This is a genomic window from Psychroflexus salinarum (assembly GCF_042677225.1).
Classification (GTDB): domain Bacteria; phylum Bacteroidota; class Bacteroidia; order Flavobacteriales; family Flavobacteriaceae; genus Psychroflexus; species Psychroflexus salinarum.
On record NZ_JBHTIV010000006.1, the window covers coordinates 216552 to 227210 of the forward strand.

Sequence of the window (10659 nt, forward strand, 5' to 3'; positions counted from 1 at the left end):
ATTGTATTTTTTTTCAAAGATATATCAAATACTAATCCTAAATGCTTTCTGTGAAGCCACAAATTTATTTAGATTTGCTTATAGTATTAAGATGTATATTTAATTGATGACAAATAAGAAGAACGTTTACATATTAGGAATTGAATCTTCTTGTGATGATACTTCGGCAGCTGTATTTTGTAACGATAAAGTGCTAAGTAATATTGTGGCAACGCAGCAGGTTCATAAAGAATATGGTGGAGTTGTACCAGAACTTGCTTCCAGAGCACATCAACAACATATTGTGCCAGTGATTGACCAAGCTCTGAAAAAAGCTAAGATCAATAAAAATGACTTATCTGCTATAGCCTACACAAGAGGACCTGGACTTATGGGATCTTTGCTCGTAGGTAGTTCATTTGCAAAATCTCTGAGCCTTGCTTTAAGTATCCCATTAATTGAAGTAAATCATATGCAAGCTCATTTACTTGCTCATTTTATAAATGATGAGGAAACTGAAACACCAAAATTTCCATTTCTAGGAGTAACCATAAGTGGGGGCCATACACAAATAGTGAAAGTGAAAGATTATTTTCAAATGGAAGTAATTGGAGAAACTTTAGATGATGCTATAGGTGAAGCTTTTGATAAATGTGGTAAAATGCTAAACCTTCCTTACCCTGCTGGCCCTGAAATTGATAAACTTTCGAAATTTGGTGATCCGTTTAAATTTGAATTTGCAAAACCTAAAGTGAAAGGTTTAGATTTTAGTTTCAGTGGTTTAAAAACTTCAGTTCTTTATTTTCTTCAAAAACAGGCTAAAGAAAATCCAAATTTCATTTCTGAGAATATCGAAGATCTTTGTGCCTCATTTCAAAGAAAAGTTGTTGATATTCTAATGTCAAAGTTAACAAAAGCTGTCAAAGAAACAGGTATTAATCAAGTTGCCATTGGTGGTGGCGTTTCTGCTAATTCTGGAATAAGAAAAGCACTTTTAGAAAAAAGAGAAACTTCTAGCTGGAATGTTTTTATTCCAAAATTTGAATATTGCACAGATAATGCTGCAATGATTGGAATAGTAGGTTATTTAAAGTATTCAAAAAATCAGTTTACAGATCTAGCAACAGCTTCAAAAGCTAGATATTCAATTTAATCAATAATTATGAAAATAATTCTACTTTTAATCTTCGTAAATTTTCAACTTTTCTCTCAAAATAATTTATTTAGACATAATCAGGATCTTTACAAAGATTTCGGTTATTCAGATGAAGAAATTTCAGATTTTAAATCACAAGGAACTTTATCTATTTTCAATAAAGAAAAACATCATTCAAATTTAGCAAATAAACTTTTTGAATTAAATGAAGGTAAGAGCTTAATTTTAAAAGGACGAAAGAAGAAAGAACTTAAAATTCTAAAAAAGAAAGCTGTTGAACACTATAGAATAAATTATATTTTTTTTGATGGAAAAGAAATGAGCTATGAAAATTTAGATGGTTTAAGAAATCGCATTTTAAAAATGAATAAAAGGTACAAATTTGAACAATTAGCTCAGCGTTACTCAATGGATATGAATAGAAACAGAGGTGGAGATTCTGGATGGTTCAAAAGTAATAGTGTTCCTCAAGATTTTAAGAATGCAGCCTTATCAAGTATAAGAGCTGCAAATGAAACTTTTAAAGTGGATTTGGTAGATCAAGAATGGTATTATCTTATTTTAAAAAGTTATTCACCACAACTTATTGAAGAAATTTTAGTTTTAGAAACCCTAAAATAATGCAACTTTTTTACGAGCCAAATTTTGATTCCTCTTCTCAATTAATAACTATAAATGCTGAAGAAAGTAGACATATTTCTAAAGTGCTTAGGAAGAATATCGGCGATAAAATATTAATAACAAATGGTTCAGGATTACTTGCTGAAGGAATTATTAAAAGTAATCATCCTAAAAAATGCGAAGTTGAAGTTTTGAAATTTGAAGAATCAGTTTTACCAAAAAACAATCTTCATATTGCAATTGCTCCAACTAAAGCCAATGATAGATTTGAATGGTTTCTAGAAAAATCTACAGAAATAGGAATACAGGAAATCACACCGATTTTATGTGAACATAGCGAGCGAAGAATAATAAAACAAGAACGATACGAGAAAGTTCTTCAGGCTGCAATGAAGCAATCCTTAAATACTTTTTTACCAAAATTGAATAAATTGACATCATTTTCTGAATTTATTTATTCAGATTTAAATAATACTAAGTTTATTGCGCATTGTGAAGATGGGCCAAAAGAAAAACTTTCTAAAGTTGTAGCTGAGAATAATTTAATTATGATTGGTCCGGAAGGTGATTTTTCTCAATCTGAAATTGGTTTAGCTTTATCTAAAGATTTCAACCCCATATCCCTTTCTGAATCTAGATTAAGAACTGAAACTGCTGGTATTGTAGCATGTCACACTGTAAATTTGATTCATTCCTTATGAGATTAATTATTCTTTTTTTCTTTATTATTAATTTCAACTGTTCAATTGCTCAAGAAATAGCTCTATTAAAATATGAAGGAGGTGGAGATTGGTACAGCAATCCTACTTCTCTGCCAAACCTTGTGAAATTTACTAATCAAGCAACAAAAAGCGAAATCAGCAAAACAGTAAAGGAAGTAAAACCTGATGATCCTCAAATTTTCAACTATCAATTTATACATCTTACAGGCCATGGGAATATCCATTTTTCAGATGAAGCAGCATCAAATCTGAGAAACTACTTACTAAGTGGTGGGTTTCTTCATGCTGATGATAATTATGGATTAGAACCTTATTTTAGGGAAGCAATTAAAAAAGTATTTCCTAATCGAAGACTTACTAAATTATCTAGTAGCCATCCTATTTTTGGAAATGAATATAAATTTAAGAATGGTCTACCGAAAATTCATGAACACGATGGAAAACCAGCCAAAGCTTTTGGTATCGAAGACGATAAAGGAAGATTGATGGTTTTATTCACTTATGAAAGTGATTTGGGTAATGGATGGGAAGATCCTTCGGTACATGGGGATCCAGAAGAAATAAGACTTGAAGCTCTTAAAATGGGAACCAATATTATAAAGTACGCCTTTACAAAATGAAAGATGAACAACTAAATCATCATCAGGTCGGTTTTGAAAACTTATCAAAACTGGAAATATTCATTTTATTGGATCAAATAGATAGTCCTGCAAATCTTGGTAGTATTTTTAGAAATGCCGATGCTTTTAATGTGAAAACCATTTGGATAAGAGAAGAAAATAAAAAAGACTTAAATAGTAATCGATTTAAAAGAACATCTAGGTCTACTTTGAAAAATTTGAATGTTATATTTTATGAAAACTATCAAAAAGTCTTTGAAGATTTTAAAGGACCAAAAGTTGGTTTAGAAATTACTGCCAACAGTTGTGATGTCACAAAATTAGGTGATATTAAAACAGATCAAATCCTTTTGGTCTTGGGAAATGAAAAATCAGGGATAGATAAAAATGTCCTTCAACAACTTGATAAAGTCTATCATATTAAAATGTTTGGAAAGAATTCAAGTATGAATGTCTCACAAACCTTAGGTATTGCTCTATATGAACTTAGAAGAAAGATATAAAAAATTAGCCGACACCAAGGTAATTCAATTTATTGAAGAAAACATTCATACACCTGTGACAAGTTTAGTATTAAGAGGGAGTCCATTTGAATCTTTAGATATAAATTTTTTAGTAAATCAAATAGTAGGAAAGAAAAAAGCAAAAAAAAAATTACCTACCTGGTATAAAAATCCTAAAATAATTTATCCTCCTAAAGTCAATTTAGAACAAACATCTTCAGAAATCACAGCTCTTCACAAAGCAAAAATAACAGAGGGAAATACTCTTATTGATCTGACTGGTGGTTTTGGAATTGATGATTATTACTTTTCAAAGAAAATTGATAAAATTACATACATTGAAATTAATAGCGAGTTATTTAAAATAGCTAAGTTTAACTTTAAAAGATTATCAGCTAATAATATTCTATGTATCAATCGAGATTCTCTTGAATATTTAAAAGATACTAATAACAAATACAATTGGATTTACATAGATCCGTCTCGGAGAAATGAAAATCAAAAAGTATTTCTTCTAAAGGACTCATTGCCTAATGTTTTAAAAAATAAACTATTATTTGGAAATAAGTCTCAAAATTTAATGATTAAAACTTCTCCAATGTATGATATTGAAATGGGATACAAGGAATTATCTGGAATAAAGGAATTGCATATTATATCGATTAAAAATGATGTGAAAGAGTTACTTTGGATAATTGATTGGAGGGAAGTAAATAGTAGGGTTATTAAAATGTATAACTACGATTCAGGTAAAAAATATTCTTACTCAACATTAGATAAAGGGCTGAATCATAATGATATTAGCTTAAATAATTGTCAAAAATATCTTTATGAATTTAATTCAAGTGTAATGAAATCTGGATTGTATGACAGTATGGCTTCAAAATATAAATTAAGTAAAATAGAAAAAAATACAAATTTTTATACTTCAAATTCTAAAATTAATAGCTTCCCAGGTAAAACCTACATAGTAAAAAATAATGAATCAATTAATTTTAAGAAGCTTAAGCGAAATTACAAGGGTAAGTATATAAATATCATATGTAAGAATATTAAAATTACGACTTCAAAGATTCAGAACAAATTGAATTGTAAAATTGGAGGAGATAAAGATTATTTAATTTTTTCTAAGACTATTGATGGTAATAGAGTTATAGAAGCTTCCAAACTTTAAGTCTATAGCTAAAATACTAAATTGGTTTTGTAAAAAGTTGTGGTAAGGGTTTTAAAACTAAAATTCTTGTAAATAAAAAACCCTTAATTACGTTAGGTAATTAAGGGTTTTAATATAAGGAAGGCGGCGACCTACTCTTCCACGGTATGTAGTACCATCGGCGCTAACGGGCTTAACTGCTCTGTTCGGAATGGGAAGAGGTGAGCCCCGTTGCTATAACCACCTTAAGTCTTAATCTCACAATAGATGTGAGATCTAATATCTTGACATACTTAAAAATATATAAGAAGTAAATTGTAATTACATAACTCTCTTTAGTAAAGTAATGATTTATTTAATAATAATTGTCTCATAGATAAGCTCTTCGGATAATTAGTATCACTTGGCTATGACATTACTGCCTTTACACCTGTGACCTATCAACCCCATCGTCTTTGGGGATCCTTTAAAGAAATCTCATCTTGTGGTGGGTTTCGCGCTTATATGCTTTCAGCGCTTATCCCTTCCAAACGTAGCTACTCTGCTATGCTCCTGGCGGAACAACAGATACACCAGAGGTTTGTCCAACTCGGTCCTCTCGTACTAGAGTCAGATCCACTCAAATTTCTAACGCCCACTGTAGATAGAGACCGAACTGTCTCACGACGTTCTGAACCCAGCTCGCGTGCCACTTTAATGGGCGAACAGCCCAACCCTTGGGACCTTCTCCAGCCCCAGGATGTGACGAGCCGACATCGAGGTGCCAAACCCCCCCGTCGATGTGAGCTCTTGGGGGAGATCAGCCTGTTATCCCCGGAGTACCTTTTATCCTTTGAGCGATGGCCCTTCCATGCGGAACCACCGGATCACTATGCTCTACTTTCGTACCTGATCGACTTGTAGGTCTCTCAGTCAAGCTCCCTTATGCCATTGCACTCTACGCACGGTTACCAAGCGTACTGAGGGAACCTTTAGAAGCCTCCGTTACTCTTTTGGAGGCGACCACCCCAGTCAAACTACCCACCAAGTAATGTCCCCCACTTATGCGGGGTTAGGCTTCAAACAAGTAAAGGGTGGTATTTCAACAATGACTCCACTGCCCCTAGCGAGGCCGCTTCAATGTCTCCCACCTATCCTACACATCACTTATCCAAAGTCAATACTAAGCTATAGTAAAGGTTCACGGGGTCTTTTCGTCCCACAGCGGGTAATCGGCATCTTCACCGATACTACAATTTCACCGAGGTCATGGCTGAGACAGTGTCCAGATCGTTGCACCATTCGTGCAGGTCGGAACTTACCCGACAAGGAATTTCGCTACCTTAGGACCGTTATAGTTACGGCCGCCGTTTACTGGGGCTTCAATTCAATGCTTCGCCGAAGCTAACATCTCCTCTTAACCTTCCAGCACCGGGCAGGTGTCAGGCCCTATACTGCATCTCTCGATTTAGCAGAGCCCTGTGTTTTTGATAAACAGTCGCCTGGACCTCTTCACTGCGGCCCTACCGAAGTAGGGCGACCCTTCTCCCGAAGTTACGGGCCCATTTTGCCTAGTTCCTTAGCCATGAATCTCTCGAGCACCTTAGATTTCTCATCCCAACTACCTGTGTCGGTTTACGGTACGGGTTGCTTTAATTGATTTTCTTGGAAGAACGGCCTCTAGATTATCACCGCCACCGTAGCTTTGGTGTACTATCCCATCCTTACAGATGGTTCAACGTACTATTCCGTCAGTACGCACTAGATTTCCTTCTCCGTCTCTTTTAATTTAAAGCAAGTAGCAGAATATTAACTGCTTGTCCATCGACTACCCCTTTCGGGTTCGCCTTAGGCCCCGACTAACCCTCAGCTGATTAGCATAGCTGAGGAATCCTTGGTCTTTCGGTGTGCGGGTTTCTCGCCCGCATTATCGTTACTTATGCCTACATTTTCTTTTCTAACCGCTCCAGCATACCTTACAGTACACCTTCTGCGCTGATTAGAATGCTCCCCTACCTCTTATAGATTAATCTATAAAAGCATAGCTTCGGTAATATGCTTATGCCCGATTATTATCCATGCCTGACCGCTCGACTAGTGAGCTGTTACGCACTCTTTAAATGAATGGCTGCTTCCAAGCCAACATCCTAGCTGTCTAAGCAGTCTGACCGCGTTTGTTCAACTTAGCATATATTTTGGGACCTTAGCTGATGCTCTGGGTTCTTTCCCTCTCGGACATGGACCTTAGCACCCATGCCCTCACTGATTAAAAACATTTTATAGCATTCGGAGTTTGTCAGGAATTGGTAGGCGGTGAAGCCCCCGCATCCAATCAGTAGCTCTACCTCTATAAAACTATTTAATCGCTGCACCTAAATGCATTTCGGGGAGTACGAGCTATTTCCGAGTTTGATTGGCCTTTCACCCCTACCCTCAGGTCATCCCAAGACTTTTCAACGTCAACGGGTTCGGTCCTCCACTATGTGTTACCACAGCTTCAACCTGCCCAAGGGTAGATCACACGGTTTCGCGTCTACCACAGCTAACTTTGGCGCCCTATTCAGACTCGCTTTCGCTACGGATCCATAACTGAATTATTTATCCTTGCTAACGGTGGTAACTCGTAGGCTCATTATGCAAAAGGCACGCCGTCACCCCGATAGATATCGGGGCTCCGACCGCTTGTAAGCGTATGGTTTCAGGGTCTATTTCACTCCTTTATTCAAGGTTCTTTTCACCTTTCCCTCACGGTACTGGTTCACTATCGGTCTCTCAGTAGTATTTAGCCTTACCGGATGGTCCCGGCTGATTCATGCAAGGTTTCTCGTGCCCCGCACTACTCAGGATACTACTACAAATTATTAATCTTACCCCTACAGGCCTGTCACCTTCTATGGGTATCCTTTCCAAAATATTTAGGTTCAATCAATAATCTGATATCGTAGTCCTACTACCCCAGCACTGCCGTAACAGTACTGGTTTGGGCTGTTTCACGTTCGCTCGCCGCTACTAGCAAAATCACTATTGTTTTCTCTTCCTCCGGCTAATTAGATGTTTCAGTTCACCGGGTTCGCCTCCGACTATGTCGGATACTATACCTTCAGTATAGTGGGTTGCCCCATTCGGAAATCTGCGGATCAATTCATATGTGCTAATCCCCGCAGCTTATCGCAGCTTGTCACGTCCTTCGTCGCCTCTGAGAGCCTAGGCATCCCCCATACGCCCTTAATAAGCTTATCTATTCGATAATTATTTATTTATTTTAATCATACTCTATAAAAAAGTATGCTCTTACTCTCGTATTCTTATATATTCTCAATATGTCAATGAACGTTTAAATCTTTCACTTACACCATGTATAAGCAAAATTTCTTTGTCATAATATTTAAAACCAATTAAACATTACCGTTCTTATTATAAACCTTGTACCTAAATATTAAATTGATTAACTTTAATTTAAATCAACTCACTGCTCTCTTACGCCTTAAAGACTAAAAAAAGTAGTCTCAGGCAGACTCGAACTGCCGACCTCTACATTATCAGTGTAGCGCTCTAACCAGCTGAGCTATGAGACTGTAGGCTTTATAATAATAATTAAATTGACAATTAGAAACATTAAAGCTTATCCTTCTTGATTCTTGATCAAAGCTTAATTAATTCCCTTTCTCTAAACGTCTACTGCATCTTATCAGATGCAATNATAACTTTAAAAGTTATTAATTGTGGAGAATATCGGAGTCGAACCGATGACCTCCTGCGTGCAAGGCAGGCGCTCTAGCCAGCTGAGCTAATCCCCCAAATATTAAATTGACAATTAGAAACATTAAAGCTTATCCTTCTTGATTCTTGATCAAAGCTTAATTAATTCCCTTTCTCTAAACGTCTACTGCATCTTATCAGATGCAATACTCTAAAAAAGGAGGTATTCCAGCCGCACCTTCCGGTACGGCTACCTTGTTACGACTTAGCCCCAGTTACTAGTTTTACCCTAGGCGGCTCCTTGCGGCGACCGACTTCAGGTACCCCCAGCTTCCATGGCTTGACGGGCGGTGTGTACAAGGCCCGGGAACGTATTCACCGCATCATGGCTGATATGCGATTACTAGCGATTCCAGCTTCACGCAGTCGAGTTGCAGACTGCGATCCGAACTGTGATAGGGTTTGTAGATTCGCTCCTGGTCACCCAGTGGCTGCTCTCTGTCCCTACCATTGTAGCACGTGTGTAGCCCAGGACGTAAGGGCCGTGATGATTTGACGTCATCCCCACCTTCCTCACAGTTTACACTGGCAGTATGGCTAGAGTCCCCATCATTACATGCTGGTAACTAACCAAAGGGGTTGCGCTCGTTATAGGACTTAACCTGACACCTCACGGCACGAGCTGACGACAACCATGCAGCACCTTGCAATTTGCCCGAAGGAAAAGGTGTTTCCACCCCTGTCAAACTGCATTTAAGCCCTGGTAAGGTTCCTCGCGTATCATCGAATTAAACCACATGCTCCACCGCTTGTGCGGGCCCCCGTCAATTCCTTTGAGTTTCATTCTTGCGAACGTACTCCCCAGGTGGGTTACTTATCACTTTCGCTTAGCCACTCAGACCTCAATTAGTCCGAACAGCTAGTAACCATCGTTTACGGCGTAGACTACCAGGGTATCTAATCCTGTTCGCTACCTACGCTTTCGTCCATCAGCGTCAGTGAATTGTTAGTGATCTGCCTTCGCAATCGGTATTCTGAGTAATATCTATGCATTTCACCGCTACACTACTCATTCTAACCACTTCACAAGCACTCAAGAACAACAGTATCAATGGCAATTCTACAGTTGAGCTGCAGACTTTCACCACTGACTTATTGTCCCGCCTACGGACCCTTTAAACCCAATGATTCCGGATAACGCTTGGATCCTCCGTATTACCGCGGCTGCTGGCACGGAGTTAGCCGATCCTTATTCTTACAGTACCGTCAACAGTGTACACGTACACCTTTTTCTTCCTGTATAAAAGCAGTTTACAACCCATAGGGCAGTCTTCCTGCACGCGGCATGGCTGGATCAGGATTGCTCCCATTGTCCAATATTCCTCACTGCTGCCTCCCGTAGGAGTCTGGTCCGTGTCTCAGTACCAGTGTGGGGGATCTCCCTCTCAGGACCCCTATCTATCGTTGCCATGGTAAGCCGTTACCTTACCATCAAGCTAATAGAACGCATACTCATCTTATAGCCATAAATGTTTAATTATCAACCAATGCTAGTCGATAATACCATGGAGCATTAATCCAAATTTCTCTGGGCTATTCTCCTCTATAAGGTAGATTGTATACGCGTTACGCACCCGTGCGCCGGTCGTCAGCGGTGCAAGCACCCTGTTACCCCTCGACTTGCATGTGTTAGGCCTGCCGCTAGCGTTCATCCTGAGCCAGGATCAAACTCTTCATCGTTAAATCTTATATGTCTTTAACGTCTAAATGAATTCAATTCTAAAATTGTATTCTCAGGAATTAACTCTAATCTGTTACAATTAGTCTAATCTTTAAATGTTTCTAATTCTATAAGTAATCTCTTACTTATAATTGTCAATTCAATATGTCAATGAACTTTTAATTCTTTGTCGATTAAAACTTAATCAAAAGCTTTAAACTCTTATCTCTTTCCCTAGCCTGCCTCGCTAAGCGGATGCAAAACTAATACTTATTTTTAATATAACAAGTGAAATTTGAAAAAAAATTTAATCTATTTTAATGAACTTATATAACCGATTTTTGAAGACTGCAAATCTAAAACTTAATTTAGCTTCTCACAAGAAAAATAAAATAAATGTTACCCCTATCTTACCCTTTTGTTAACTTCCTCAATACCTCAATTAGCGGGGCGCAAAACTACAACTCTTTTCCTATTCAAACCAAACCTTTTGTCAGGTTTTTTATA

General features: G+C 37.5%; 6 protein-coding genes, 2 tRNA genes and 3 rRNA genes. 6 read left to right on the plus strand and 5 right to left on the minus strand.

Features of this window, described 5'->3' with window-relative positions:
* Positions 1 to 106: 106 nt before the first annotated feature.
* From tsaD to ACFQ0R_RS06840, 6 genes are read left to right on the plus strand one after another with little or no spacing between them, the layout of a single operon-like run.
* Positions 107 to 1132 (plus strand): tRNA (adenosine(37)-N6)-threonylcarbamoyltransferase complex transferase subunit TsaD, encoded by a 1026-nt coding sequence (tsaD, locus tag ACFQ0R_RS06815; RefSeq protein WP_379657637.1) that lies wholly within the window; start codon positions 107 to 109, stop codon positions 1130 to 1132.
* Positions 1133 to 1141: 9 nt separating this feature from the next.
* Entirely contained in the window at positions 1142 to 1756 is a 615-nt protein-coding gene (locus ACFQ0R_RS06820; RefSeq protein WP_379657638.1) for a peptidylprolyl isomerase, read from the plus strand.
* Positions 1756 to 2457 carry a 16S rRNA (uracil(1498)-N(3))-methyltransferase gene (locus ACFQ0R_RS06825; RefSeq protein WP_379657639.1) on the plus strand — a complete coding sequence of 234 codons (702 nt, stop codon included), beginning with the start codon at positions 1756 to 1758 and terminating at the stop codon, positions 2455 to 2457. Before ACFQ0R_RS06820 ends, ACFQ0R_RS06825 begins: the two co-directional genes overlap by 1 nt.
* Positions 2454 to 3098, plus strand: a complete 645-nt coding sequence (locus ACFQ0R_RS06830; protein ID WP_379657640.1) for a DUF4159 domain-containing protein — start codon at positions 2454 to 2456, stop codon at positions 3096 to 3098. Before ACFQ0R_RS06825 ends, ACFQ0R_RS06830 begins: the two co-directional genes overlap by 4 nt.
* Entirely contained in the window at positions 3095 to 3601 is a 507-nt protein-coding gene (locus ACFQ0R_RS06835; protein ID WP_379657641.1) for a TrmH family RNA methyltransferase, read from the plus strand. Before ACFQ0R_RS06830 ends, ACFQ0R_RS06835 begins: the two co-directional genes overlap by 4 nt.
* Entirely contained in the window at positions 3579 to 4775 is a 1197-nt protein-coding gene (locus ACFQ0R_RS06840) for an SAM-dependent methyltransferase (protein ID WP_379657642.1), read from the plus strand. The genes ACFQ0R_RS06835 and ACFQ0R_RS06840 overlap by 23 nt, the downstream gene beginning before the upstream one ends.
* Before the next feature lie 118 nt (positions 4776 to 4893).
* On the opposite strand, the gene rrf is transcribed toward ACFQ0R_RS06840, so the two are convergent.
* From rrf to ACFQ0R_RS06865, 5 genes are all read right to left on the minus strand, one after another.
* Positions 4894 to 5002: ribosomal RNA gene (gene rrf / locus ACFQ0R_RS06845) — 5S ribosomal RNA — on the minus strand.
* 125 nt (positions 5003 to 5127) lie between these two features.
* A 23S ribosomal RNA gene (locus ACFQ0R_RS06850) occupies positions 5128 to 7972 on the minus strand.
* A gap of 262 nt (positions 7973 to 8234) precedes the next feature.
* Positions 8235 to 8308, minus strand: a tRNA-Ile gene (locus ACFQ0R_RS06855).
* 148 nt (positions 8309 to 8456) lie between these two features.
* Positions 8457 to 8530: transfer RNA gene (locus ACFQ0R_RS06860), tRNA-Ala, on the minus strand.
* 118 nt (positions 8531 to 8648) lie between these two features.
* Positions 8649 to 10172, minus strand: a 16S ribosomal RNA gene (locus ACFQ0R_RS06865).
* Together the 16S, 23S and 5S rRNA genes with 2 tRNA genes alongside form the textbook arrangement of a ribosomal RNA operon.
* Positions 10173 to 10659 lie beyond the last annotated feature (487 nt).

Coding starts and splice junctions, on each gene's coding strand:
- ACFQ0R_RS06840 (WP_379657642.1), top strand. CDS start 3,579: ATGAACTTAGAAGAAAGATATAAAAAATTAGCCGACACCAAGGTAATT.
- ACFQ0R_RS06835 (WP_379657641.1), top strand. CDS start 3,095: ATGAAAGATGAACAACTAAATCATCATCAGGTCGGTTTTGAAAACTTA.
- ACFQ0R_RS06830 (WP_379657640.1), top strand. CDS start 2,454: ATGAGATTAATTATTCTTTTTTTCTTTATTATTAATTTCAACTGTTCA.
- ACFQ0R_RS06825 (WP_379657639.1), top strand. CDS start 1,756: ATGCAACTTTTTTACGAGCCAAATTTTGATTCCTCTTCTCAATTAATA.
- tsaD (WP_379657637.1), top strand. CDS start 107: ATGACAAATAAGAAGAACGTTTACATATTAGGAATTGAATCTTCTTGT.
- ACFQ0R_RS06820 (WP_379657638.1), top strand. CDS start 1,142: ATGAAAATAATTCTACTTTTAATCTTCGTAAATTTTCAACTTTTCTCT.